Raw genomic sequence first — 26,027 nt, 5'->3', positions numbered from 1 at the left:
TCCTTTCTTCGTTCGATTAATGACCATTAAAATGTAATTGCTACTTACATTAATGACATAATTATAGTAACACCTTGTCATTCACCTTTTACTCAAGGATAGACATGTGGGCGTTATCGATAATATTTTCTCACTTTCAAGCCCATTAGTAAAGTATTATTTTGAAGTTTGTTAAAATTTTACCAATTACTGCTTCTTCACAATATTATCTGCACTCTTGAAGATGCTGTCAGCCTCGATGACACCACGTACTGGTGAAAGTGGATATACGTTTGAGCGTGGGCAAACCACTGTACCTGGGTTGAGGACTGAGTTGCAGCCAACCTCTACATTGTCACCAAGCATAGCGCCAAATTTCTTTAATCCTGTTTCAATTTTCTCACCATCACGTGCTTTAACCACAACAAGGGTCTTGTCAGACTTTACGTTTGATGTGATTGATCCAGCACCCATGTGTGACTTGTAGCCAAGAACTGAATCACCAACGTAGTTGTAATGAGGAACCTGTACGTTGTTGAAAAGTACAACGTTCTTAAGCTCTGTAGAGTTTCCAACTACGCAGTTCTTACCAACGATTGCTGAGCCTCTAACGAAAGCGCACTGTCTAACCTCTGCATCCTCGTCGATAATAAGAGGTCCATTGAGATAAGCTGAATCGAAGACCTTAGCTGACTTTGCTACCCAAACGTCCTCTCCTCTTTTCTCGAACTTTTCAGGATCAAGAGTTGGACCTAACTTCTTGATGAAATCAGAAATCTCAGGAAGTACTTCCCAAGGATACTCCTTACCTTCAAATAAATCCTTTGCAATTGTCTGATCTAAGCTATACATAGATTTTATTTTTGCTTGTTCCATCTTTTATTCCTTTCTGGCTTTATTGACCATTAAAATTATCAAATTCAAACTCTGTGCGACACTCATCATTAAGTTTTATTCGCGCATCAAAGAATAAACCTTTCTTGCTTAAAAATCCAGAGATAACATCAGTTTTCTTTTCATTAATAAGTTTAACGAACTGATCCTCAGGAATATCAACACCAGCAACCTTTCCAACATAGAACTGACAGCTGTCCACATTGTCCCTTACATTATTCTTACACTTATAGCCAAAGTGGTTCTTAATAATAGGACTTCCACACTTAGGACATTTCACGCCAGGTATTTCTTTTGTTTCATCCTCAAAAACAAAACCGATGCCCGTTACCTTGCCAGCCTCATCCTTAGATAAGGTAAGCTTTGCGTCGAATTTGGTACCCTTCTTTGACTTGAAGCCACTGATTGTCTCGGTAATTCCATTTGTGAGAAGCTCCTTCACCTGTGCTTCCTTCAGCTTCACACCAGCTACCTGACCGATGTTAAACTTGCAGGAATTGTCAGGGTCTTCCTTATTATAATTGCTGCAGCCATAACCAAATGGGGTAACTACAATCTTACCACCGCATATAGGGCACATAACATCCTTTATCTCTTTTGCCTCTACATTATCAAAGTCAAAGGAGATTTCATGCTTACCAGTCTCTTCGTTTTTCTTGAGAACCAAGCAGGAATCAAACTTCTTACCGGACTTTCCTTTGAAGCCACGGATTGTTTTTGTGGCACCATTTGTAAGAAGTTCCTTTGCGTCAGCATCAGTAAGCTTCTTGGATGCAATCTCACCGATTACAAAACTGCACTTATCTTCTGCTTCTTTATCAAAATATTTCTCACAGGCAAAACCAAAGTTGGTCTTGATGATTTTGCTGCCGCAATCTGGGCAAACAACATCGGGAAGATAGTTTGCTTCCACATTATCAAAGTCAAAGACCACTTCGGTGCGACCAGTCTCTTCATTCTTTTTAAGAACAAGAACAGCATCAAACTTCTTCCCAGTCTTTCCTTTGAAGCCTCTCAAGGTCTCAGATTTACCAGACTGAAGAATCTGTGTGGCCACCTGAGGAGAAATGTTCTTTCCAGCAATAGTCTTTCCTATATAAAACTTACAAGAGTTTTCATCTGATGAACTGTAATTAGCGCAACCGTAGCCAGACATCTTAACCACAATATCTCCGCCACAGTCAGGACACTTGCAACCTTCCAGCTTTGTAGCTTCGATTCCCTCGAAATCAAATGCTATAACCGTCTTGCCCTCTTCATTGGTTTTAAGTTTGAGCTTAGCATCAAACTTTTGATTGTTCTTAGATTTAAATCCTGATATAACTTCCGTGCTACCAGTCTCAAGAAGCTGCTTAAACTCCTCTAAGCTAATCTTCTTTCCAGCCACCTCTCCGATTGAGAAGTAACACTGATTCTCCTCCTGGAAGCGATGCTCACAGGCGAAGCCGTAGGATGTGGCAAACATTCTTCCACCGCAAGCTGGACACTTGAGACCATCTATAAACTCGGTAGGAGTCTCAGAAAAATCGAAGGTAACCTTGAACTCTCCGTCTTCGTCCTTTTCCATCTTAAGAACAGACTTAAAAGGCTTACCAGACTTGCTTTTGAAGCCTTCTATTAAGTCGGTCTTTCCTTCTGTAACAAGCTTTATGAACTGATCCTCAGGAATGTCTACACCAGCCACAGTACCTAGATTAAATTTACAATTAATTTCTTCGTTAAAATAGTTAGTACAGCCATATCCGAAGGATGTGGTAGTAAGTTCGCCACCACACTTTGGACATTTGATGCCAAGTGGCTTTCTGGTGGCTATTCCCTTAGATTCCTTTGTGGTGAAAGGATTAATCTTTAGGGCTATAGTCTGATTAAGGTCCTGCTCGATCATATTCTTGGTCTCGCGACGAATATAATCCTCCAGTTCCTTACGATATTCAGTAAACTCAACAGTGCCGTTGATGATTCCCTCTAAGCCCTTTTCCCAGTTGGCAGTCTGCTCTGGCTTCAGCAAAGAAGGTGTGGTCAAAAGAACTACTTCGTATATCATCTCACCCAGATTTTCAGGGGTGATAATCTGAGACTTGTTGTTCTGATTCAGATAACCGATTCTAACAAGCTTTTCCAGGATTTCGCCACGAGTAGCTGAAGTACCAATACCTGTGGTCTTAATCTGCTCACGAAGCTCTTCATCCTCGATGAGCTTTCCAGCATTTTCCATGGCAAGAATCAGTGAACCTGAAGTATAGCGCTTTGGAGGAGAAGTCTTCCCCTCTTTAAGCTGATAGCCATTAACAGCTAAGGCATCTCCAACGTTTGCTGCTTCAAGGAATTCAACAAACTTTTCCTTAGAATAATCGTCCTCTTCCTCAGCATCTTCGCCCTCAACCGACTCAGCTCCCTCCTGGGTAGCTGCATCGGCATTCTTAGCTTTTGGCAATCCGGCGATTTCCAAATATCCAGGCTTTATCAGAATCTTGCAGCCTGCAAAAAACTTTTCATTATCTACCTGAACGGTGATTTTTGCGTTTTTATACTCTGCCGGTGGATAGAAAATGGATAGGAATCTGCGAACAATAAGCTCGTACACTCTCTGGCTGAGAGGTGAAAGCTTGTCGATTCCGTTGCACTGGCCTGTAGGGATGATGGCGTAGTGATCTGTAACCTTACTATCATCTGTATATGAAGTCTTTTCAAGACCAACAAACTTCTGGGTGCCAATAATGTCCTTAACAAAATTTGCAGTTGGACCATAATTCTGGAGACCGTAAAGATTCTTTTTAATCTCCTTTGCCACGGCTGTGGTAAGAACTCTGGCGTCGGTACGAGGATAAGTGGTGTACTTTTTCTCGTAGAGCTCCTGGATGATATCCAAGGTCTGGGCTGGCGAAATCTTGAATCGCTTTGAACACTCAGACTGAAGCTCTGCCAGGTTGAAAAGTAAAGGTGCTTTCTTTTTAGAAATACCTATATCTTTGTCAGCAATTTTAGCCTCAAGATTTATTAATTCTTCAACTAACTTTCCTGCACTTTCTCGAGTTTTAAAGCCGTTTCCCTTGTCGCCATATAAAAGAGGTGACTCGAAGTATTTTGAACCATCTACAGCCTTCCACTCAGCAGGGAAGTTTACCTCGGAGAACTTTCCAACCACCTTGAAGAAAGGATCTTCATTGAAGTTGCGGATTTCACGCTCACGCTCAACAACCATACCAAGGACACAAGTCATAACACGACCGATGGCAATGGCTGAATAGCCGGTGGTGGCTGCAGCATTGTTAATCATGTTTCCGTATTTAACTGAAAGAGCACGTGAGAAATTGATGCCCAAGCTGTAATCTTCGATGGTACGCATGATACCTGAAGCACCAAGCTTGGCATATTCGCTCATTGGCTTGGCTTCGCGAATGCCTCGGAGGATTTCATCGTCGGTCTGTGAGTCAATCCAAACACGAAGCTCTGTCATGCCCTCGCGAACACCGCCATAGTTTCTTATGTTTTCCTCGATAGTCTGACCTTCTTTTCCCGAGTCGCCTGCCCAGTAGACAGTGTCGATGTCCTGGCGATGAAGAAGACCGTTAACAACTTTGTACTGCTCTGCCGCCGACTGAACAACACCGTATTTGTATTCCTCTGGAAGGAATGGCAAATCTTCAAGGTTCCACTTTTTATATTTGATGTCGTATTCCTCTGGGTAGACCATCTGAACCAGATGACCATAGCACCAGCTGATAACATATTCATTATTTTCGATAAAACCATTTTGATTGCCGGCAACCTTCAGCACACGGGCGAAATCTCTGGCAACAGATGGTTTCTCAGTAATAATTAGCTTTTTTCCCAAAACATAGCTCCCAAAATAAAATTTAGAATTAACAAAATGGAAGCCTCTGCAAAATCTATTGCAAAGGCTTCTCCCATTTAAAATTCTATTCAATTATACCAATTACAGCTCTGTCATGTCCACAAGAACAACGCTATTTTTTTCTTTAGCAAGGTCTACAAGCTTGGCGTCAAACTTTGTAGCTGAGAACAGGTAAATGGTGTTGGCTGTAATGCGGGCCTTCTTCATAGACTCCAGAAGTTCCTCGTAACGAGCAAAGCTCATTTGCTTATCAGCCCAGTTACAAATACCAACCACGTTTTCACGATTTGAGCTCTGACCGATTACATCGATAGTACCCTCTTTTCCAATCCAAGTGCCGATTTTAACAAGCTTGATTGGAAGCTGACCAACCACATTAAGAAGATGTAGGTACTCACGACAAACATCCACAAAGTATGACTGGAGATAATCATCCAAATATGGAGCGATAAACTCGTTGTAGAAAGACTCTGGCTGTCTAGAGATAAGCTCTGACAAATGAGGATAAACGAAGGTGAACCAGAAATTGATGTATGGGTCTACGATTCTGTAAACACCTTTCTTTGTGTTGTCCCAACCACCGGTCTCGAAGGAAACTACCTTATCAACGATGTCGAAGGCTGCCAGATTCTTCATATATACTGAAATCTTTGCACGAGAATAGCCTGTATCCTCGAACAAGTCGTTAAGCTTTTCATTGCCAGCGGCGATAGAGCCTAAAATTGTGTTGTAGCAAGAAAGCTCGCGGAGCTCTGTAGAGATGTAGCCCTCCGCCTCTTTATAAAGGAAACCTGTAGGACTAAGGATATGCTCGCAAACATTTTGCTTAATAGTGCGTCTGCCATTCCATCTATCCACATATTCAGCAACGCCACCGATTATGCCGTAAGTGCTGACAGACTGAGCCACTGAATAATCAGGGAAGGCACGAACCACATCAAGGAAAGAAAGATTCTCAAGCTTGATCATCTCGTCAACTGCCGATTTCTGATTTCCAATAATATCTGTAAAGGTATTTTGAGCCCAAACAATAGATGAGCTAACTAGAATAATCATAACCTTTCCAGGATATAGCTTTCTATCTTTAAGGGAAACTAAAGCTGAAAACAGCTCGTTTGTCTTTTTAACCGCAAACTGTGCCTCATCAATGATGACCACCAGCTTTGAACCATCCTTTGAGCGGAAATTCTTGAAGCTTTCCTCATAAGATTCAGAAATTTTCATGAATCTGTAGGTCTCTCGCATCTGTTTATCAAAATATGCCAGCTGCTTGTCGTCAGAGCACTGACGGCTTCTATAATAGAAATAAGATTTACCAGTAGTGAAAGAATCCAGTAAATCCTCTTTTCCGCTACCAAGACGACCATACAACAGCACAAGATTATTGCCATTTTCGTTGTAGATTGCCTCAAGTTTCTTAAGTTCATTTGTTCTAGTCACCATAACATATCTCCCTAGTAAATGCATAATCACTAATTGTACGGTTACTATAATAACACACTTTACTTTAGCAGACTACACTAAAAAAGAATTTTATTCAAATTTAATTAATTGGATAATTTCTCACATATCAAAATTAATGTATTCCATTACTTAAACGTTTTCGCTATAATGGATTTAGGTTTTATAGATTTAATACAAAAGGCGGGTAATTATTATGAAAAATGTGTATGTAAATCAGGTTGGATACCTATCTTCCAGCACAAAAAAGGCGGTTTTCAACTTCCAGCCTTCTAACTTTACTGTAGTTGATGCTAAAGGAAATGTGGTTTTCCAGGGCACTGCTACTCACTTCGGTACAGACGAAATTTCTGGTGAAGATATTAGCTTCGGTGATTTCAGTGAAGTAAACACCAGCGGCCAGTACAAAATCCTTGCGGAGGATGCAGAAAGCTACAGCTTCACTATTAAAAATGATTGTTTTGAGCAGCTTATGAAGCATGCTTGCAAATGCTTCTACTATCTTCGTTGCGGTCAGGGCTTGGATAAAGACCACGCTGGAATCTATTACCATGAGCCATGCCATACCACAAAGGCCACCGTCTACGGTGAGGATGTTCCTGCCGTTGATGTTAGCGGCGGCTGGCACGATGCTGGGGATTATGGAAGATATTCCACTGCTGGCTCTGTGGCTGTTGCCCATATTCTATACGCAGTGCGCTTCTTCCCAAACCTTCTTCAGGTAAAGTTCGATATTCCTGAGGAAAAGGGTGACAAGGGACTTTTGCCTGATATTCTTGCCGAGGTGAAGGTGGAGCTTAACTTCCTTATGAAGATGCAGCGCGAAAACGGCAGCGTTTGGCACAAGGTGACCACCTTTAATCATGCTCCATTCATTATGCCTGAGGCTGATAAGGAAGAACTTTTCCTGTTTCCAGTTTCCAGCCTTGCAACAGCTGATATTGCCGCTGTGTTTGCACTGGCTTACAGCATTTACAAGGATTATGATAAGAATTTCGCTGAATTGCTCTTAGACCGAGCTAAAAAAGCTTATGATTGGCTTGAGAAAAATCCAGCGCCTACCTTATTTAAAAACGCAGAAGGTTCCAACACTGGCGAATACCCAGAGCCAGAGGATTATTCAAATAGATTTTGGGCTGCTTGTGCTCTTTACGAAGCCCTGGGGGATAAGAAGTATTATGAGGATGCCCTTACACAGAAGGGAAAGCTTCTTCATTATGATGGTGCTTCCAGTGAGCAAGGCTTCCACGGAAATATGTTTACCTGCTTCGGCTGGGCTGATGTAGCTGGCCTCGGTGCCCTCTCTCTCCTTCTTAAGAAAGAGGATAACGAGCTTACAGCCCTCGTAAAGGCTGACTTTGAAAAGGAAGCTACACGTCTGAGCCAGAACGGCAAGAAAAACGGCTTTGGACTTTGCATGACAAAGGATGATTTCATCTGGGGCAGCAACATGGAGCTCCTGAAATATATGATGATTCTCACTGTTGCCAACAAGCTTCAGCCAAAGGATGAATACAAGACGCTTATAACTTCAGGACTTGATTATCTCCTTGGTTGCAACACCATGAACATTAGCTACATCACAGGTGAAGGCACCAACGCCTACAAGCATCCTCATCTTCGCCCTACAGATGCGGCTGGCCTTGATCCTTGGCCAGGACTTGTATCTGGAGGGCCTAACTGCGGATTGCAGGATGAGATTGCACAGCAGATTCCCGCTGATACTGCACCAATGAAGTGCTATGAGGATCATGTGCAAGCTTACTCTTTGAATGAAATCACTATATATTGGAACTCACCACTAGTCTTTGTATTAGCTGGAATATAGTTATATAAACAACAAAAAGCACTTGCATATATCTAATAGTATTTTCAATATCGGTCAAGCCTATATTCATTGAAAATACTAAGATATATTGCAAGTGCTTTTTATGTTTACATAACCCTAGAAGTTACGCCCATTCCAGCCCCAATCTGTTACGGGATGGTAGGTGACGTATACTGAATCGCCCGGAATACCAAGCTTTGATGAAAACAAGTCGCAAATCTGTCCTGTGAGCTTGTCATAGGCATCAGAAGATGCATTTCCATAAAGGCTGACCGCAACATAAGCCCCCTTCTCAAGCTTCTTTCCACCCAGCCATAAATCGTACGCATCATCTATGCCCACCATGAGATATGTCTCTGTTTTGTTTAAAGTTGTGATGAGCTTTCCAAGCTCAGACTTAAGCTCTTCCTTTGTATCTGCTGATACTGGTAATGTGATTTTTGAATCAATAAATGGCATAGTGTACCTCCCTTTGAGTTTTATTTATTTTTTTCTTGCCTTATTCTTAACAATTTTAGCAACATCTTTAATACTTCTCAAATACTCTTCTTCCACTGGAGATATACATAGGTTTATGTTCAATAGAATTGATTTCAGCCAAATCAAAGTAACCAGAAACAAGATTATTAAGAGTTTTTAGCTCATCAGCCTTTAGATAATTCTTTGCAATACCTATGTCCTTAAGGGCTGGCAACTCACCTGCAAATGAAGTGAGTCCCATAAATGGTTTCTCGGCATCAGCTCTTTCCAGTAATTTCCGCCACCATTTCCTTTTAGTCGCTCATCATCCATGGCAAACCCTTTGATGATGTACTCTTTTAAAACAGAATTAGCCCATATACGGAATTGCGTACCACGCTGTGATTTTACTCTATAGCCTACTGAAATAATAACATCGAGATTATAGAAATCCACATTATATTCTTTACCATCTGCGGCAGTATAGGCAAATTTTGCCCATACTGCTTCTTTCTCCAACTCACCTTCTTTAAATATGTTTCTAACATGCTTTCCTATTACACTTCGGTCACGCTGAAACAATTCCGCCATCTGATCAATAGACAACCACACCGTCTCATTTATAAGATTGACCTCTAATTTACTTAGTCCATCTTCAGTTTGATATATAATAACTTCACCCTTATTTTCCATTAGGTACTATTAGCTCCCTATTTCCTTCTTTTTGTAAATTATATAAATAATCCTAGCTTTATTCAACATACTCGTAGTATTCATCCTCTGTTGCAAATAACTCATACTTGCCATCAACTAATCCCATGTAACCCTCAGAAACAACATATCCTTTCATAAAAAACACCTCCATAAGTTCCTACACATTAAGTTCCTTGATTAACTATGTATAGGATAACTCATGGAGGTGTACCTATTTAGGGTCCATCCAGCCCATAGTAAAGCATCTCATTATACTTTGCATTGGCAGCCTCACTGGCTTTCTTCTCTCGCCATCTTTCTATATCACTGCAAATTGCAAGGGCCTCATCCACTATTAGCTCAGCTGTGTTTGGCTTTACATTATAAAGATATGCCATCATCCTCTGCATCGCCTTTGGACTGCCAAGCATCTTTGCAATCTGTTCTCCCAGCTCATCAGGAAATCCCAGGCTCCTAATAGCCTGCACCAACTCATCCCTGCTTCTGGCCCATTCTCTTTTTGTGTCCATAATCTCATCTTCCTATATCAAAAATATAAAAAGTGCTGCAAGGCATGTCGCCCCGCAGCTGTTGCTATAAAATAATATCATTAAATCATCGATTTGAGCTTGTCCGCCTCTGTAACACTTAGCCCCAAGAGCTTACATACCTCATCGTATGACTGCTTAGTATTGCTCATAAGATTTTTGATGCTTTCGATTAGTGTCTTCTCTCTACCAAGGATTTCGCCCTGTTCAAGCCCCTGCTCAAGCCCCTGCTCAAGCCCCTTCTCAATGCCCATATTCTCAATATCAATAACCGCTTTGCACATATCGTAATCACCATACTTTTTACTCACTATGCTTTTCTCCCTTAGTATAACATGAAATTTCAAAGAAAAATACCCATCTATTCATTCCACTCCTCCCAATAATCCACAGCCCCATCATAAGCATCGTCGTCATCCTCGTAGTCATCATAGTCATAGAATTCCTCGTAGTAGTCCTCTGCAAAGCTGTCAGCATCCTTATAGCGACTGCTGTCATAAATATCCTTCTTCTTGTAGGTGCCACCAGAGCGTCCCTTAGAAGATGAGCCAGAGGATGAACCGTTGAATTTGCTATTGTTCCACTCCTCACTTGCATGCTCTGTATTAGAGTTAGCCCTAACATAGAAGTTCTTATCCATTGAATCCTCCGGAGGATAAAACAGCAAAATCTGGTACTCATTCTTAGTATCCCTAAGGGTAAAGCTTATGTAGTTTCTATAATTGTATATCCTCTCGCCGCGATAAATGGCATCCCCATTCTTTATATGCTGCACATAAGGACTGTTCTCACACATAGAATCAATATCCGCATACATGGCCTCCAAAGTGCTATGCATATAGTTGTAGACCTGCTCATGGGAAAGCTGCTCAGTGCCAACGCCCTCTCCCTCAAGGGTAATGTAATTGGTTTGAAACAAGCTGTTGTTGCTTTTAAGTCCGCCACCACCGGTGAAATCAGTTTTGGTGACAGATAAGCTTTTGTAGCAGCTTTTAGAATAGGGTGATAAATCCATGGTCTCAACAGACTTGGCAAACTCCTGCCTTGCAGCTTCCGCCTGCTTAGCCTTATGACCAGAATATTGGTTTATTGCCTTGTCCAAGGATAAGATGGCTATGATCACCACAGTTACGATTACCATGAATTTTAGCATTCTGCTATTTGATTTTTGGAGATTTGTAGATGTGTCATCCTTCATAATATATTTCCATAATCACCTTCACTATTATTGCCTTGTGGCTTGTGAATAAATAATATCACCCTACTGTGACTTTTTATCGTACAGTATAATACATGTATATTGATTTTATAATTTGTTCGATTGTTAATATACATTAAATTTGCTAAACTGACTGATGGTGCTACCATTTACAGGTTAGCGGTTGGTCTTCTACTAGAGGACTGAGACCTCTATTTAGAATAATCTGTCTTTGAGCAGAAATATCTATGGAGGGAAACTTTTATGACATTAGAGCAATTTGTAGCTATTACTGGATTATTATTTACAGCATTTGGAATCGGCTACAAAGTTGGCCGAGACAATGCAACAAAAAAGTAACCGCTCATAGGTCCTGGTAAGACTGAGCGGTTACTACTGCTTTTTCTGAACGGACCAACCGTTAATCGGTTAGCACCTTTTTTACACTTTCATTATATCTACTGATAAATAGTTTGTAAACAAAAAAGTAACCTCACATAATCATATTCCATAAGACTTACTGTACCTAAAAATCCTCATCAAACTCATCATCAAAGTCGGCTTCATCCTGATCGTCATCCAGCGAATGCATCAACTCCTCCTCTTCTGCAGGATCAAGATAATCGTCACCATCAAAATCAAAGACCATCTCTTCTGTAGTATTTACTGGTCTACCTGGAAATATTACAAAAAACTGTTCCTTTAGTTTCCCCATCAATAAAGTAATCTATTGGATAGCTATTGTATTTTGAGACTTCTTCAAGCATTTTTCTTTGTAAGTTTTTATTCATAATTATGTTCTCTTCAGCCCTATTCTTACAAAAGTATCATTTTAACTATAGTTTAATTATATAAAAATAATACTGTCAGAATAACAAGTTAAACTGACAGTATTGTGAAATCTTTTTGTTAAAATGTTAAATTGAACAAATTTCTATTACTAACACTTACCTTGTACAAAATTCACGTCAGTTGCACTGTCGTAAAAATTGTTCTCATAATAATTTATTGTTGGAACCGGTGTAGCTATTGTTTTTTCTATTTCAGAAAAATTCTTACCTTCTTTCAGTAGTTCATTTCCTTCTAGTGTTATTGACCACTCTAATATCTTTTTCCTTACAGTACTAATTATTCTGTATAATTCACTCTTTGATACAAAAAATGAATATTGGGTAGGATATCCCGTCCCCTTATTTAGTAAATCAGTTAATTGACTACTTAAAGAAAATTCAATAGATACGTCATTTGATTTATAACATTCAATGATTGATGAAATTGGTATTGTAAGGGGCATATGTGAAAGTGCATCTGTAGATTTTGGATTTTTTGCTAATATTGGAATCCAGCCACTAAGTGGATTCCAAGCCTTTGTTTCACCTGTAATTTGTCTATAATCTGGAATACTATTCACGTCGTCATAACCGTCAAGTTCTTGACACGCCCACTTTTCGAGCTCATCTAATTTTAGTTTCTTTGCAACAAGATAAACCTTTTGTAATAACATTTCTAACGAAATATTATCGTCTAAAGCATCTCTTTGTAATTCTAAAAAAATACCTTCTGCCATTTATAATACTCCTATAATTAATGATGTAATACCCGTTGTTATTACGCCTTTTCCTACACCAACAGCTATATCTTTAATGCCACCTAAAGCCTTTTTTATTAGACTAGGATTCTCTTTATTTTTTATAAGTTCTTCTAATTCAACAATGCTCTTTCTCAAGTTTTCGGCTTCATTGCCAAATTCTGCATCGAATAGAGAATCATACTTTTTAATCTGTAAAACAATATCTGTAATTGCATCATAATCAAATCCCTGTGTGACTGTTTGCTCTTGCGAGGAGTTTACAACTCCTTGTTGAATCTGGACTCCCGTGCAACTCGCGTAAAAATTATTAATACTGGTTGTGTTATTCACACTGTAATTCTCCTTATCGGTAAAATATGTAAAAATAGTTGGACGTAATGATACTTCCCAGCCACCTGTAATATCTATTTTCCCATCAAAATTCAATAAACCAGCATCATCTAACTTTTTGAATTCTTTTACAAGATTGTTTTCTATATAGATTGGTAACTTTACATCCTCAGATGTAATAATGTAATCATCTCCTTTATAGCCATTACTCAATATCTTTATCAGTTCTTCCGAAGTAGTATCTAATATATTCATTTTTTCCCTTTCTAATTTAAATTTTTAAATCAAATAAAATATGTTACTTATCAAATATACTTCTCATAATCATTCCAATGTCACTATCATTCATCACCTCTCTTCTTTTAGGAATATGACCGTTCAAAAAAATTTAACTTGGTAAATATACAATATTTATAATGCAGCCTCTTTCTCTACCAAGTAACTATTATGTTGATAATTCGATACTATCACCACAACATCTAGTAGTCAACAGATTGACTAACCACAAAATAAAGTTTAAGCAATTTAGACATATTTTTTCTCTTGGCCGAACTAAAGTATATGCAATCAATATAAAAAACGTCATATTATTAGAAAAAAGAAGACTGCAAAAGTAGTTCTCTACTTTGCAGTCTTCTTACACTTAAAACGTTATATTTCTTTTCTACATGTTTATTCTGAAATACTAACGATATTTAAATATATCTCCAGTAGTATCCTTTTGATTTCCTATTATATTTCACCGCTTGAAAAATTGAATTAGGAACACATTGCATAGCTCTAGCAGCTTCATGTAATCCTTGATAGGTATTAATTAAAGTTCCAGCTTCATCAAATTGACCTACCAATTTAGAATTGGCGATTCCAACCTTAATGCGAGCGCAGTCTGGACAACCCGAACCACCAATTCTATTCCCTGGAAATGCAGGATATGATTTTTTGCATTTAGGACAAATCCAATAATATTTCTTATTGGAATATGGTTTAATCTGAGAAGGTAATACTCCTTTATTTCTCTCCTTATCCCATTCTTTAGCCAAATCTTTGTGAAGAGTTTCAAAATCATCTACTCCTGGCATTGCTACTCTACCGGCGCAATGAGGACATCCAGATATGCCCTCTTCCTTGGTTCTAACTCTTGAATTTGGAGAACTTGACCATTTATATCCGCAAACGTCGCACTTCCATGCAACTTTATATTTATAATTTAATGGTATTTTATAAGGAGATAAATCACCATTTTCTTCATTATCCCACTGTTTCAGTAACAATTCGCTTCTCTCAGCAAGACTTCCATATTTTGCTATATTGCGCTTACGAAGAGTGACTCCATTATTCTTCATAGAACAAGTTCTACAACAATTAGGTTTTCTAGATACAATACCTGCTATGGGGGCATTCCAAGTATCTCCACACTTAGGACATTTCCATATTGCTGGGTAATTAGAGCCTGGTGTAAACATAAACGGAGTCACATCTTTATTTTCATCTTCATCCCACATAGAAGCTAATTCTGGATACAATGCGCCAAACGAGTTATCCACATCTACTAAATACTCCAGTATTTCTGGCCTATCTCTTTTGATGTTAAAATCGGTAGGAAATCCCAAGAAATGATTTAAATAGGACTCTCTTTTATCCTTACAGTCAAAAGTATGCATGCTTAATGCAAAAAGCTTACTAAACATAAAACTCAAAAAAGCGGTGATTTCTTCATCTTTCATCCTCTTTTTTGTGTAGAATAATTCATCTGCCGTATCAATCCAGCTATCCTCAGATTCTTTTATTCTAACTAGCCTTATTCCAAGCTCTCTACACGCAGCATACTTTCTACGCTCACGATCATGTTGTTCTTCATCATTGTGATATGCAATTCCATCATATTCTATTCCCATCCTATAAGAAGGAATGTATATATCCAACTCCATTCCATTTTCAAAAGGATCTTTATACCTATTAATTGCATCTGGAAAGCATTTCTTAGCATAATAAAAAATAGCTTGTTCTGGAAAGGATGTGCAACTTGCCTTCGCACACTTAGGACAATCATTAGGTTTATGAAATTTAGTTCTTAGCGCTACCTTTCTCCTATATGAATGACCTTTGGGACACGTCCACCAGTATGGTCTGTACGTAAACGCAAGAACCTCACTGGGAGAAATCCCATTTTTTTCTTTGTCAAATTCTTTTGCGATATCTGGAAAAAGAGTTGCCAAGTCATTTTCATTGGGTATTGGCAGGCGTCCAGCACAATATGGACATTCTGATTCTCTGTTAACACGGTGCGTTATGCTTCTTTGAAAACTTGGATGTTTCTTTTCACATGTCCACCAATATGGTTTCGTATCTCTAGGTGATACTTTATCAGGGGTAATACCATTCTTTTCGACATCAAATTCCTTAGCAAGGTCAGGATGTAGTTTTTGTAAGTCATTTTCACCAGACCATATAAGTCTTCCAGTGCAATAGAAACATTTATGTTTTCTTTTGTATATTACACCTACTTTTTCTTTGAAAGTATGTCCATTAGGACATTTCCAATTTACGATTTTGCCAGAATTTACAAATAAATTCATAGCATCGATGCCATTGGACTCATTTTCTTCATTATCAAGAAGATTAACTAACTCCGGTATTTCAAATACATTAATTTTCTCAACCATCAGATTAATCCTCCTTCTCATAGTTAGTTAAAACGTAGGTGAGCATATCAAATGCTGCTTCTTTCTTAGCTTTTTTCTTAGAAGAAGAATCTGCGTAATAATAGTATTCCATCTCTTCAATATGACACTCTACATGCCATATTGGATTACCATTTTCGTCGTGAGTTTCCTCAAAAACATATTCTGGAAGAGAAAAATATCCTCTACGTGATAATGTTTCTAGCTGATTAATTGCTAGTTCAAGACTTGGTTCATCTATTTCATCTTTCACACTTATCATCAAGTTTCTACGCTCTAAAACTATTAGAGCATATCTTGCTGCATCTTGTCTGGCTTCGCTTTGAGTATTACCAAAACCTAGTATAGTTTCTTGTACTCCTCTTATATTCAAATATGCAATGTATCCTGGATTGGCATTAATACGATAGTGTCTGCTCATATCATAGATATAATCAGAACGGTACCAGTGCGCTGTATTATACGTCTTAATGATATAAACAGGTAAAGTACCATATTTCTTTTGTGACCATTCCTGAAGCTCTTGGATATAGTTATCGTCTTCTTCGCGCAAATTTGGCTGAAGCATTTGATCTACTACTCGCTTTAACACTTTCATATCCCAACTACAATCAATTGCAACCGCACCAAGAATTGCCTCAAACAAATCCTCTTTAGTAGAAGCATTTTCATGAACACGATTATCAAAATCACTTTGACTTATTGTAATGAACTTTATCAAATCTAATTCATCAATTCGTCGTGCCAAGTTTTTACGCTGTACCAAAGCTTTTTTGATTTCAGTCAATTCACCTTCTGTCTTATTGGAATGTAATACGTTAGGCTCATTAGTTTTTACAACTGATTGCCACATTCTTTGCTGCTGATACTGCCAGCCCATAGTCATACTACAGTGCTCTTCTACTAGTAACTGGATTACGGCAAGATCTAAAACTTTATCACCTATAAATTCTAGAATTTCATTATGAGCGCAATCATGTTCAACCCCGTAAGACTTGCGCACAAATGCCTGCTGTAAAAGACTTCTCTCCTTAAATTTGTAGCCAATAATCATTTCGACTACTTTCATCTGTTCTAAATTCATTTTTTATCCTCCTTAGAATGAATGTTGTTAAAGAAGGACATAAAAATACCTAACACAAATAACAATACATTTCCGTAAACGTATTGCCCGTGTTAGGCAAGGTAAAATAAATTTAATTCTTTGTTTTATCATGTTTACAAGGGTTCACTTTCATAAACCAGAATAAACATACGAAAACAATGTTTTCAATTTATAAGACTATGCCCTGCTATTATTAAGTTACTATCTCTTTATATCACAGATAAAATAAAAAGACAAATCTAGGATGATAATATCATATAATCTTCGGTATAACTCCAGGACTATAACCGTAAAAGTGTTTTCATATTATCTCTAAAGTACATTACAAATAAGATCCCACTAATTCACCACACCTGATATCCCTGTCTCATCGCACTATCATATACAGGCGCCATATTCTTCTTTAACAAGTTACAAAACTCATCCTTAGTCTTACCCTTCTGGTAAAGTTCACCGCCCCAGATAGAATGCAGATTATCCTTAAAGCAAGACTCGAACTTCTTGTGTATCTGAGGTTTGCTATCATCATTTATCATGCCATACAAAATGAATTGATTATTTGCATACTTACCAAAATATGTATCCCACTTTGGAAGCTTGTTACTCTTTGAACTGTTCAAGCTTGAATCCATAGGCATCAAATTCCACAGTTCATCATTCATCACAAATGACCATGGAATAAAATGGTCTATATCATACTTGCCTCTCTCTATTGGAGTATCCTTAAATACATCAATTATCTGTTGCAATTCCAGAATGCATTCCCACAAGTCACGTACATGATTCAGCTTGCGCATCCTATCATCCATAGGTGCAAGCTTATAAACCAAACTTGGCACTTCTGGATTATTGCTCTGTAGCCATTTCACTTTTTCAAACTGAATCCACCCAAGAATAGAAACAGTATTGTCTTGAATCATTTGAATCCATGCATCGTTAAAGTAAATTTCTCTATTAAGTCCTGTAGATTTACCAAAAACATAAGGCAGTGGTCTGCTGACATTTAGTGCTTGCGCATAGTCCATTACTGCACCTGTTCTGCCCCAGTTAACAGTTCCTTTTTCATTATCAAAGAAACCAGCCAGTGCTCTATAAGGAACATTCTTTGTCAGCTGATCCTTATATGGTTTCAAATCAGCTTCGTAATTACGAATCTCATTTCTGATTTGTTCTGGAGATGCATCTGCTCTCAGTCCACTTTTCGCCTGTAGTGTGAGCACAGCTCTTTCCAAACCATCTCGTGCTTCTCCCAGCATAATACCACTGAGATGAACATGGAATTCCAGCACCGTATACCAGGCATTACATATCATCTCGTCGATAATATCATTGTATGAAGTTTGTTTAACATTTCTGGAAATCAGCTTGACGATTGCTTCAAGCCAATAGAATTTATAGCAATAGGATGGGTCTTTCAGCATCTGTGAAAATCCTGCAATATCCAACCCGTTATAGTATTGCACATCAATATTTAAATGGTTCTGTCCATCCAAATACTCAATCCCCATTACTTATTTCCTTCCCAATAAATGCGCTCTTTAAATGCCCCGCGAGCATCCTGCTTTTTCTGTTTCACTGCCATCAGCTCATCTATGCTATGTCCCCTAGCTTCACATATTGCAAATAGCACTTCTAAAACATCAGCCATCTCTTCAATTGATTTATCTGCCTGATACTCAGCCACTTCTTCGTTTAGCTTTTTATCCAGCTCTTCCAGATATTCAGCCTCATCAAGTATTCTGGTAACAGGTGTTTTACCATCTGCTTTTATTATCTCTGGTATCTTGTCTCGTACTAGTTTTGCCATATTCCCCCCATAGAGCTTATAGTTCATTATACTTAGCGCTGCTACCTTTTGCTTTTTCAACAGGATACTTTGCTTCATTCTGGTCCATTTTTTTATTGATAATCTCGTCAGGATTAACACCAAGCTTATCAGCCAAGTTCTGACAATAGACCATAACATCTGCTAGTTCTTCCTTTACATGCTCCTCGTCAAAATTATCATTATCCCACTGGAAACACTCAAGTAATTCCGCTGCTTCAATGACAATAGACTTTGCAAGATTTACTGGTGAATGAAATTGATCCCAGTCTCTATCTTCAGTAAATTTTCTAATTCGCTGTATAGTTTTTTCTGTCATTGCAAGTCTCCAATCTTTTCTTCAAATATTCTTCCATATTTTTGTCGGTGCAATAAATATAGCATCCTTTCATCCCTCTCGTCAGAAGGGTTCGATAAGTATTCTTAATAATCTCATCTGCTCTTCTTTTAGCAAGCTCCGGGTTCTCTTTATATAGCTTTTTTATTCCCTTTAGGGACTGATCTGTTTTCGCTCTTCGCGTGAAATCAGTTACAACTTTTCCATTTTCGTACCTCATATCATCACCAATAATGACTCCCACGTAATCAAACTCAAGTCCCTGGGACGTATGGATACAACCAACCTCATTAATCGATGTTTCGCTTACAGCAAATGGTTCTCCACTGCCAAGGTTCCAGCTCATTTCAAAATCGCCAATTTTGATATCATGATAATTAGTGTTATTTTGCTCAGACTTCAGCCACTCCCAACAATATCCTGCAAGAACGCGCGCACGATTTGCTAGTTTATTCTTTTCATTGACCGTATCCCACATTTCCACAGGAGAATCGAATACTCTTATATCATAATCTATTCCCTCAAGATCATAATTAGCAGTTTCTCTGATATCCAATACATCATCAAGCCAAGCAAGATATCCATCAGAGCCATTGCATCTAAACTGCGACTGTAATTCCAGATAAAAGAGTTCAGACTCTTCTTCCTTTGCCCACTTTTCAATTTCTTCAACAGAACCTATGTCATCCATTGTTACTCTTTGGCTTTCATCAATAAAAAATACACTGCAAAAAGATGAATGAATGATTTCTTTAATCTGGTTTTCCCCACGATTATGAAACATACCAGATTTTTCATTTAAACGATGAGCCTCATCTACAAGTAGCGTATGCGCAACATTTAACCCAGTCTCAGTATATGTTCCTGACCCTTTGAACATATTATCTACACTACTCTTTCGCATTATACCTTTGAGCTTTTTTAGATAGACCTGTCGAGGTGCACTATTCTTTGAAACATACTGAACCATTTGATCCCTAGCAGTTAGTTCTGCCAACAGATTAACAGCTATAACTGACTTTCCCGTTCCTGGTCCGCCTGTAACTATAACCGTGCGTTTCTTATAATCCTTTTGGCACTGCAACGACAGTCTCAATATTTCTTCATAGGCAACTTTCTGCTCATCTATCATTATGAACTCTCGGTTACCCTTAAGCATTGAAGCGATTGCATTTTGTAAACTTTTGGACGGACGAATCTTGCCGTGATCCACAAGGTAAAGAACTTCCTTCTTATCACCATAGATAATAGATTTCTTTATAAATTTTCTTAAATCTGATGCATGTCCCTTTGTAAATGCAGGTGCCTCATCAAGGTAATCTTTATACTGTTTTGAATCTAAAGGATCATTATCATGTCTTATATAATTATGCAAACAAGCGCATGGATGAAGCTTTACTCTTCTATCCTGAACCGAAGCATTATAATCTAAAATAAGCTGAGCATAACTCCAAGCCTGATAAGATGGATGTACAACCTTGCGAACTGCACCTCCTGTATATGTTTCAACTAATGCATCTACACCGTCAAGAGCTTTCAGTCCCTCCCACTGCTTAAGCTCAACAATGACCATATTAGGTTCATTAGAACTGTCAAATCCTGAAATAATAAAATCCACTCGCTTTGATGTCTGAGGTATGTTGAATTCTATGGCTATTCCTACGTCATTTGGAATCTCATTGTCATTCAAGACCTTATACATATAGTTCAACGAGTTTTCCCAAGAACGAAACTCAGATTTAGGAGTATGTCTGCCCAATTTTGAAAGAATATTCTCCTCAATCTCTATAGCAATAGAATCGCTCTCACAGCTTTTTAAGAATTCGCTTTTTAAGCCATCGTATACAATCATTACTTACCACCCCATAAGTACACATCTATGTTTTCTAATTATAACATTTTCATGGTACCAACGTATAGAACAATAGAAAACTTACGCTTTATGCCAAATACCATTTATGTCATCTATTTATTTTTTCTTCCAAAGCCTTTTTGACTTCGTCATTCCATTTTCTGAAGCTATCTTTTATCAAAATTATCAACGTTATAAATGTAACCAAATTCAGTGCAGAACTTTGCGCATCAGAATTCATCTCAACACCTAAACCACTTGGTTTAAATGCAACTACAAAGAAAAATATCACAAGTTCAATTAAGGCAATCTTTTTTGACTGGCTACTATAAAAAACATCAATATAATGATACTTTGATTTTTCAGTCTCTCCTTGCTTCTTAAGGCTACTTCTTACAAAAAACATATAAACACTATAAACAGTAATATTTATTGAGTGCACCAATACCATTAAAAGTCCTATTGATAATGCATCCTTATCCTCAATCAGCCAGCTTATTTTTGGCATAACAAAATCAATAAACAAATCTATTCTGTTATGTATTAATCCTGCTATTGCTAAAAAAGTAATCAGCTCAAACGCAATCAGATTTATTGTGTCATCCACTCTTGATGTAGAATCAGCATGAATTTTCCTCGCTATAAACTTATAAAAAACCATTATTATTGCCAATGGAGTAACTATAAAACGCAGAATATGTTCAACACCCTTGCTTCTAGTTACCACAGCTATAACTGTGAAAATAAGAGCAATAGCCATATATGCAAACAACACCTTAATGAACATGCTCTTAGTTGTTACCATAACCACGCCCATGGTAAATATAGCCAAAATAAGTGCAACGTAAGCTAAAAAACTATTTATTATCTTTTTCATTTATTATGAAACCTCCAGTGTATTTTATATGCTGAGATATTGTTCTATTTTACTACACATCTACTATAATGTCGCATTTCGATTATCCACCTTTTAAACGTAACAAAATAAATATCACCACCCTCCATAAACATCTATTGAATAGTCCCTTAATATTTATATGTCCCAAAAATCAAAAATACGTGCACAAATTTTGTATTTCTCTTGTTTTTTTTCTACTTTTAATATGAGTAAAAAATCAATTTATTAAAAAAAAAAGCGATTCTCAGCTAAAAAACTGAGAACCGCTTATTTAATTACATTCTAAAACTCCCCATCCTTAACACATTCCTTGTAATAAGGACACCTCAAACAACACTGGCCGCAAGACCTCTTTTCAATCCTCTTCTTTTTCTGTAGCCAAAATATGAATCTTCTCATAGTGTTTCTCCCTAACCTCCTATGGGGCTCCCTTTCTAATTATGAGTATACTCAGGATGGTGACTATTAATCGTACAGCATTAGAAGGGCCTTAAAAACATAAAAATAGCACCTAACCTTTCCGATTAGGTGCCATATGCTTCCCCTATTAAATTATTTAATATGCTTAATCATTTCCTGTGCCAGTTTCTTCGCAGTCTTGGTAAGCAACAACTCCTTGTACGCCAGATAAGCATCGGCATCGCTAATCTCCATCTTCCCTTCACGAAGAGCCTGCCGTATTGTTACGTACAAATCATAGTACTCCTGTGCAGCTGCGTTATCATCCTTTACCTTTACCATTGTATCCATAGCTCACCCCCATGTACACATATTACCCCATGGCTGTGACTAAATCGTTAAATAAATGCTGGTTCACAAAATCTACTTTTTCTGGGGATTAGGAATCACCTCCCCCTCTCATCTCACATAATTACAAAAAAATTATGGGCTATATTTGCACTTTTTATAAATTAGCAGGTGCAAATATTGCACCCTTATTACTATAAATAGTGCAATTTTATATCATTATATTCGTGTTGCGTTTTCATTTTATCCATGTTATTATAACGCTGTCGTTTTTTGTTTTCTTATTATTGTTCAATAATATCTTCCTCAAACTGGAGCATTGGCAGTCCCAATGCACAACGATTACCTCTTCAGAGCTCTTCTTCAAGAGAATAACGAAGTTCTTAAAGAGCTGATTCAAAACCTGCTCTATTTACCAGACGGCGCAATCAAATCTGCAATAATAACAAATCCTATAATGTTGGGTGACTCTATAGATAGCAAGGAATTCTTGCTCGATATCAATGTGAAAATTGACAACGGATCTGTTATTAACATTGAACTTCAGGTAATCAACCAACATAATTGGGTTGAACGCTCTTTATCTTACCTATGTAGAAACTTTGATAAGCTAAATCATAGTGAAGACTTTGCTCAAGCTAAAGGATCCTACCAGATAGGTCTTTTGAATTTCACATTATTCAAAGACCATCCATCTTTCTTTTCCACATACAAAATGATGGATGTAAAAGATCACTATATTTATAGTGACAAACTCCACCTAAGCGTGCTAGACTTAACTCAGATAGATAATGCTACAGCAGAGGATACAGCCAATGGACTTGTTTACTGGGCCAAGCTTTTCTCTGCAACTTCATGGGAGGAAATCCATATGTTAGCAAAAGAAAAACCTATTGTTGAGCAAGCTGCAAACACAGTGTATTCACTGACTGAAGAAGAGAAAATCCGCCTTCAGTGTGAGGCCCGTGAGGATTTTTATAAATCTCAAAATGATTTCCATAATTATTATAAAAATAAGCTAGCTGAGAAGGATAATGAGTTGGCTGAGAAGGATACTGAGTTGGCTGAGAAAGATAGAATAATCCAGGAGCTTCAAAAGGCTCTTGAAGATAAGAACAAGTAGCATGATTTGATAATACGCAAAAAGTCGTCCATCTGGACGACTTTTTTCATTCTCTACTTTTTCTTGGCAAATATATTAAAGTCAAAGGAAGTTGTATATCCATCCGAATCATCAACAATCCCTATATCATCAAAATATACATACTCATCATTCACATCGGTGTTAACATCATAACCATCATTCCTCACCAGGATGTCTTCATCCTTACTAGCTACATCTTTTGGAATGTATACAAATGCCCTATCTGCATTAGTCCTAAGATGATAGGAGGCAACGTGCCTTACCTCTGAATTTGGCATTTCAGCATCAGCAAGCTTTTCTATGGTAATTGGCTCATCTTGAAGAACACAGACTATCAGACCGTCATAGGAAGCAGAAAAGACCTCAAAATACTCCGGTTCATAATCCTCTACACTGTTCTTCTCATAGTAAAGGTACTGGCTGATATATGGCAAAACCCCAGCCGCCTCATAAGCGCTAAAGTATCCCATTCTATCAGGATTTGGCATCTTGCTCTTATCCTTGTAATTAATGACAGACAATGAATCACAAGGAAAGTCTAAACGGAACTGATCTATAGGAAACTCCTTTACATCCTTGTTGAAAAGCTTCAGAACTATATGGCTCTTGTAATCCTCTTCATCAATATAATCAAAGAAGTTGTCCCCTGTTAAATATGGGCCAAAAAGAGTATCCTCATCCTCCAAACTAGGGAAGGACACACCATCCACTGTAGGGTATGCATCAATGATATATTCCTCTAGAAAGCTAAGAATTTCCTCTTTTTGATAATCATCCTTCCCGTCTGTGTTTTTGCTGTTTCCGGCTATTTCTACATTAAACTCTTTCCCCTGATACTTCATCTTGACGGTGACAAAGCCAGTAGGCATAGGGGTAAGATCTGGGATTGGGCCTCCCATAGGATATTCATTGTCCACATCCACCACTTCCGCCTCGAAGCCATACTTTTCTTTTATGTAGTTTTTCGCATTGTCACTTCCTTGAACCTTGTACTTTTTCATGGTGACGAAATCACCAGCAGAATAGCCGCAGCTACAAAGGAAAAGGGCCAATATCAAAGTTAAAACTGTTAATTTCTTTTTCATATAATCTCCTACCTCATGGACACATAGTACAACACAGCAGTGTCCAAATCGTTAAATGTACCGAATGATATTATACCTCATTTCTAGTATAATATGGATTAACGTGATATTTATTACTAAAAAGGAGGTATTTTACTATGGCAAGATTTACGTTGCCCAGAGACATCTATCATGGAAAGGGGGCTCTCGAAGCTTTAAAGACTTTCAAGGGAAAGCGCGCACTCATCTGTACTGGCGGTGGTTCCATGAAAAGGGGTGGATTTTTACAGAAAGTTGAGGACTACTTAAAGGAAGCTGGCATGGAGATTGAGCTCTTCGAGGGGATTGAGCCTGATCCATCTGTTGAAACTGTTATGAAAGGTGCTGAGGCAATGCAAAAGTTCCAGCCTGATTGGATTGTTGCAATCGGCGGTGGTTCACCTATAGATGCAGCCAAGGCTATGTGGATTAAATACGAATACCCTGACACAACCTTCCAGGATATGTGCAAGGTTTTCGGTCTTCCAAAACTTCGTACAAAGGCAAAATTCTGTGCTATCTCTTCTACTTCAGGAACTGCAACAGAGGTTACTGCCTTCTCAATCATTACTGATTATCAAAAAGGTATCAAATACCCAATCGCAGATTTTGAAATTACACCTGACGTGGCTATCGTTGATCCAGAATTGGCTCACACAATGCCAAAGAAGCTTGTTGCTCACACCGGTATGGATGCAATGACTCATGCCATCGAGGCTTATGTATCTACAGCAAATTGCGCTTATACAGATCCTCTTGCTATCCATGCTATCGAAATGATCATGGACAAGCTGGTTAAGTCTTACAACGAAGATATGGACGCCAGAGATGCAATGCACGACGCACAGTGCTTAGCTGGTATGGCCTTCTCTAATGCTCTTCTTGGTATCGTTCACTCAATGGCTCACAAGACTGGTGCAGCCTTTGCAGACTTAGGCGCGCACATCATCCACGGTGCCGCAAACGCAATGTATCTTCCAAAGGTTATTGCTTTCAATGCAAAGGACCCAGTTGCAAAACAGCGTTACGGTGTCATCGCTGACTACATGCACCTTGGGGGCACAAATGACGACGAGAAGGTTGAGCTTCTCATCGCATACTTACGTCAGATGAACGACGACCTGAACATTCCTCACAGCATCAACCACTACGGTGCTGATGGTCTTCCTGCTGAGCAGGGCTTCGTACCTGAGGACGTATTCCTTCAGAGACTTCCTGAAATCGCAGCCAACGCAATCCTTGACGCTTGCACCGGCTCAAACCCAAGACAGCCTAGCCAGGAAGAAATGGAAGAACTTCTCAAGTGCTGCTACTTCGATACTGAGGTGGATTTCTAAACCTATTTAAGGGCTAAACAATAGACCAGTAATCTGGGTATGTGATATATACCCAGATTCGCTGGTCTGTTTTTATTTGAACTGTTGCAAATTTCACAACAGTCATAATCCCTTTTATTTCTCACTAATCTTATTCCACTCATAAGGAGTTGCCTGATAGA

The 26,027-nt window shown here is 38.3% G+C and carries 24 protein-coding genes; 3 read left to right on the top strand and 21 right to left on the bottom strand.

Annotation, left to right across the window (positions count from 1 at the left end):
- Window positions 1-186 precede the first annotated feature (186 nt).
- The 3 genes from BLR54_RS01325 to BLR54_RS01315 all read right to left on the bottom strand — a co-directional run bounded on the left by BLR54_RS01325 (window position 187) and on the right by BLR54_RS01315 (window position 6,172).
- The gene (locus tag BLR54_RS01325; protein WP_090416423.1) at window positions 187-855 is read right to left on the bottom strand and encodes an acyltransferase; all 669 of its coding nucleotides are present in this window, start codon (window positions 853-855) and stop codon (window positions 187-189) included.
- Window positions 856-874: 19 nt separating this feature from the next.
- The gene (locus BLR54_RS01320; protein ID WP_090416422.1) at window positions 875-4,708 is read right to left on the bottom strand and encodes a DNA topoisomerase III; all 3,834 of its coding nucleotides are present in this window, start codon (window positions 4,706-4,708) and stop codon (window positions 875-877) included.
- Between the two features lie 102 nt (window positions 4,709-4,810).
- Entirely contained in the window at window positions 4,811-6,172 is a 1,362-nt protein-coding gene (locus tag BLR54_RS01315; RefSeq protein WP_090416421.1) for an ATP-binding protein, read from the bottom strand.
- 214 nt (window positions 6,173-6,386) lie between these two features.
- Here BLR54_RS01315 and BLR54_RS01310 point away from each other — a divergent pair, with 214 nt between their 5' ends.
- Complete coding sequence (locus tag BLR54_RS01310) at window positions 6,387-8,018, top strand: glycoside hydrolase family 9 protein (RefSeq protein WP_090416420.1); 1,632 nt, start codon at window positions 6,387-6,389, stop codon at window positions 8,016-8,018.
- Between the two features lie 117 nt (window positions 8,019-8,135).
- Here BLR54_RS01310 and BLR54_RS01305 read toward each other — a convergent pair whose 3' ends face one another.
- The 17 genes from BLR54_RS01305 to BLR54_RS01230 form a co-directional block, all read right to left on the bottom strand.
- Window positions 8,136-8,477, bottom strand: coding sequence for a phenylpyruvate tautomerase MIF-related protein (locus BLR54_RS01305; protein WP_090416419.1), 342 nt, complete (start codon window positions 8,475-8,477; stop codon window positions 8,136-8,138).
- A gap of 67 nt (window positions 8,478-8,544) precedes the next feature.
- Entirely contained in the window at window positions 8,545-8,739 is a 195-nt protein-coding gene (gene rhuM, locus BLR54_RS15285; protein WP_330388115.1) for a RhuM family protein, read from the bottom strand.
- Entirely contained in the window at window positions 8,691-9,170 is a 480-nt protein-coding gene (locus BLR54_RS01300) for a virulence RhuM family protein (RefSeq protein ID WP_330388114.1), read from the bottom strand. Before BLR54_RS01300 ends, rhuM begins: the two co-directional genes overlap by 49 nt.
- 236 nt (window positions 9,171-9,406) lie before the next feature.
- Window positions 9,407-9,700, bottom strand: coding sequence for a hypothetical protein (locus tag BLR54_RS01295; RefSeq protein WP_090416418.1), 294 nt, complete (start codon window positions 9,698-9,700; stop codon window positions 9,407-9,409).
- 80 nt (window positions 9,701-9,780) lie between these two features.
- Window positions 9,781-10,029, bottom strand: coding sequence for a hypothetical protein (locus BLR54_RS01290; RefSeq protein ID WP_090416417.1), 249 nt, complete (start codon window positions 10,027-10,029; stop codon window positions 9,781-9,783).
- 50 nt (window positions 10,030-10,079) lie between these two features.
- A complete protein-coding gene (locus BLR54_RS01285) occupies window positions 10,080-10,916 on the bottom strand; it encodes a hypothetical protein (protein WP_090416416.1) in 837 nt (278 codons plus the stop codon).
- A 526-nt stretch (window positions 10,917-11,442) separates the two neighbouring features.
- A complete protein-coding gene (locus BLR54_RS01280; protein WP_090416415.1) occupies window positions 11,443-11,631 on the bottom strand; it encodes a hypothetical protein in 189 nt (62 codons plus the stop codon).
- 225 nt (window positions 11,632-11,856) lie between these two features.
- Window positions 11,857-12,483 (bottom strand): AbiTii domain-containing protein, encoded by a 627-nt coding sequence (locus BLR54_RS01275; RefSeq protein ID WP_090416414.1) that lies wholly within the window; start codon window positions 12,481-12,483, stop codon window positions 11,857-11,859.
- Window positions 12,484-13,092: a hypothetical protein gene (locus tag BLR54_RS01270; RefSeq protein ID WP_090416413.1), complete on the bottom strand. Its 609-nt coding sequence runs from the start codon at window positions 13,090-13,092 to the stop codon at window positions 12,484-12,486.
- 440 nt (window positions 13,093-13,532) lie between these two features.
- The gene (locus tag BLR54_RS01265; protein WP_176761825.1) at window positions 13,533-15,500 is read right to left on the bottom strand and encodes a zinc-ribbon domain-containing protein; all 1,968 of its coding nucleotides are present in this window, start codon (window positions 15,498-15,500) and stop codon (window positions 13,533-13,535) included.
- Window positions 15,501-15,504: 4 nt separating this feature from the next.
- Window positions 15,505-16,602: a ribonuclease III family protein gene (locus BLR54_RS01260; protein ID WP_090416411.1), complete on the bottom strand. Its 1,098-nt coding sequence runs from the start codon at window positions 16,600-16,602 to the stop codon at window positions 15,505-15,507.
- A gap of 365 nt (window positions 16,603-16,967) precedes the next feature.
- A complete protein-coding gene (locus tag BLR54_RS01255) occupies window positions 16,968-18,131 on the bottom strand; it encodes an HNH endonuclease domain-containing protein (protein WP_242871177.1) in 1,164 nt (387 codons plus the stop codon).
- Window positions 18,131-18,430 (bottom strand): nucleoside triphosphate pyrophosphohydrolase, encoded by a 300-nt coding sequence (locus tag BLR54_RS01250; protein WP_090416410.1) that lies wholly within the window; start codon window positions 18,428-18,430, stop codon window positions 18,131-18,133. Before BLR54_RS01250 ends, BLR54_RS01255 begins: the two co-directional genes overlap by 1 nt.
- A gap of 16 nt (window positions 18,431-18,446) precedes the next feature.
- A complete protein-coding gene (locus BLR54_RS01245; RefSeq protein WP_090416409.1) occupies window positions 18,447-18,767 on the bottom strand; it encodes a nucleotide pyrophosphohydrolase in 321 nt (106 codons plus the stop codon).
- Entirely contained in the window at window positions 18,739-20,637 is a 1,899-nt protein-coding gene (locus BLR54_RS01240; RefSeq protein ID WP_090416408.1) for a DUF2075 domain-containing protein, read from the bottom strand. The genes BLR54_RS01245 and BLR54_RS01240 overlap by 29 nt, the downstream gene beginning before the upstream one ends.
- Before the next feature lie 109 nt (window positions 20,638-20,746).
- Window positions 20,747-21,514 carry a hypothetical protein gene (locus BLR54_RS01235; protein WP_090416407.1) on the bottom strand — a complete coding sequence of 256 codons (768 nt, stop codon included), beginning with the start codon at window positions 21,512-21,514 and terminating at the stop codon, window positions 20,747-20,749.
- Window positions 21,515-22,087: 573 nt separating this feature from the next.
- On the bottom strand, window positions 22,088-22,285 hold the full coding sequence (locus BLR54_RS01230) for a hypothetical protein (protein WP_090416406.1): 198 nt from the start codon (window positions 22,283-22,285) through the stop codon (window positions 22,088-22,090).
- A 328-nt stretch (window positions 22,286-22,613) separates the two neighbouring features.
- On the opposite strand from BLR54_RS01230, the gene BLR54_RS01225 reads away from it, so the two are divergent.
- Window positions 22,614-23,405, top strand: a complete 792-nt coding sequence (locus tag BLR54_RS01225; protein ID WP_090416405.1) for an Rpn family recombination-promoting nuclease/putative transposase — start codon at window positions 22,614-22,616, stop codon at window positions 23,403-23,405.
- Window positions 23,406-23,458: 53 nt separating this feature from the next.
- Here the strand turns inward: BLR54_RS01225 and BLR54_RS01220 are convergent, their stop codons facing one another.
- On the bottom strand, window positions 23,459-24,511 hold the full coding sequence (locus BLR54_RS01220; RefSeq protein WP_090416404.1) for a hypothetical protein: 1,053 nt from the start codon (window positions 24,509-24,511) through the stop codon (window positions 23,459-23,461).
- Between the two features lie 137 nt (window positions 24,512-24,648).
- Here BLR54_RS01220 and BLR54_RS01215 point away from each other — a divergent pair, with 137 nt between their 5' ends.
- Complete coding sequence (locus tag BLR54_RS01215; protein WP_090416403.1) at window positions 24,649-25,866, top strand: iron-containing alcohol dehydrogenase; 1,218 nt, start codon at window positions 24,649-24,651, stop codon at window positions 25,864-25,866.
- The last annotated feature ends 161 nt before the right edge of the window (window positions 25,867-26,027 follow it).

It is taken from the genome of Pseudobutyrivibrio sp. YE44, from assembly GCF_900104335.1.
Lineage (GTDB): Bacteria > Bacillota > Clostridia > Lachnospirales > Lachnospiraceae > Pseudobutyrivibrio.
This window is presented reverse-complemented; position numbering and strand designations above follow the sequence as displayed.

Excerpts from the sequence above, each read along its gene's own strand:
- BLR54_RS01325 (WP_090416423.1), bottom strand. The coding sequence starts at position 855 with ATGGAACAAGCAAAAATAAAATCTATGTATAGCTTAGATCAGACAATT.
- BLR54_RS01315 (WP_090416421.1), bottom strand. The coding sequence starts at position 6,172 with ATGGTGACTAGAACAAATGAACTTAAGAAACTTGAGGCAATCTACAAC.
- BLR54_RS01310 (WP_090416420.1), top strand. The coding sequence starts at position 6,387 with ATGAAAAATGTGTATGTAAATCAGGTTGGATACCTATCTTCCAGCACA.
- BLR54_RS01305 (WP_090416419.1), bottom strand. The coding sequence starts at position 8,477 with ATGCCATTTATTGATTCAAAAATCACATTACCAGTATCAGCAGATACA.
- rhuM (WP_330388115.1), bottom strand. The coding sequence starts at position 8,739 with ATGGGACTCACTTCATTTGCAGGTGAGTTGCCAGCCCTTAAGGACATA.
- BLR54_RS01300 (WP_330388114.1), bottom strand. The coding sequence starts at position 9,170 with ATGGAAAATAAGGGTGAAGTTATTATATATCAAACTGAAGATGGACTA.
- BLR54_RS01295 (WP_090416418.1), bottom strand. The coding sequence starts at position 9,700 with ATGGACACAAAAAGAGAATGGGCCAGAAGCAGGGATGAGTTGGTGCAG.
- BLR54_RS01285 (WP_090416416.1), bottom strand. The coding sequence starts at position 10,916 with ATGAAGGATGACACATCTACAAATCTCCAAAAATCAAATAGCAGAATG.
- BLR54_RS01280 (WP_090416415.1), bottom strand. The coding sequence starts at position 11,631 with ATGGGGAAACTAAAGGAACAGTTTTTTGTAATATTTCCAGGTAGACCA.
- BLR54_RS01275 (WP_090416414.1), bottom strand. The coding sequence starts at position 12,483 with ATGGCAGAAGGTATTTTTTTAGAATTACAAAGAGATGCTTTAGACGAT.
- BLR54_RS01270 (WP_090416413.1), bottom strand. The coding sequence starts at position 13,092 with ATGAATATATTAGATACTACTTCGGAAGAACTGATAAAGATATTGAGT.
- BLR54_RS01265 (WP_176761825.1), bottom strand. The coding sequence starts at position 15,500 with ATGGTTGAGAAAATTAATGTATTTGAAATACCGGAGTTAGTTAATCTT.
- BLR54_RS01260 (WP_090416411.1), bottom strand. The coding sequence starts at position 16,602 with ATGAATTTAGAACAGATGAAAGTAGTCGAAATGATTATTGGCTACAAA.
- BLR54_RS01255 (WP_242871177.1), bottom strand. The coding sequence starts at position 18,131 with ATGGGGATTGAGTATTTGGATGGACAGAACCATTTAAATATTGATGTG.
- BLR54_RS01250 (WP_090416410.1), bottom strand. The coding sequence starts at position 18,430 with ATGGCAAAACTAGTACGAGACAAGATACCAGAGATAATAAAAGCAGAT.
- BLR54_RS01245 (WP_090416409.1), bottom strand. The coding sequence starts at position 18,767 with ATGACAGAAAAAACTATACAGCGAATTAGAAAATTTACTGAAGATAGA.
- BLR54_RS01240 (WP_090416408.1), bottom strand. The coding sequence starts at position 20,637 with ATGATTGTATACGATGGCTTAAAAAGCGAATTCTTAAAAAGCTGTGAG.
- BLR54_RS01235 (WP_090416407.1), bottom strand. The coding sequence starts at position 21,514 with ATGAAAAAGATAATAAATAGTTTTTTAGCTTACGTTGCACTTATTTTG.
- BLR54_RS01230 (WP_090416406.1), bottom strand. The coding sequence starts at position 22,285 with ATGGATACAATGGTAAAGGTAAAGGATGATAACGCAGCTGCACAGGAG.
- BLR54_RS01225 (WP_090416405.1), top strand. The coding sequence starts at position 22,614 with ATGCACAACGATTACCTCTTCAGAGCTCTTCTTCAAGAGAATAACGAA.
- BLR54_RS01220 (WP_090416404.1), bottom strand. The coding sequence starts at position 24,511 with ATGAAAAAGAAATTAACAGTTTTAACTTTGATATTGGCCCTTTTCCTT.
- BLR54_RS01215 (WP_090416403.1), top strand. The coding sequence starts at position 24,649 with ATGGCAAGATTTACGTTGCCCAGAGACATCTATCATGGAAAGGGGGCT.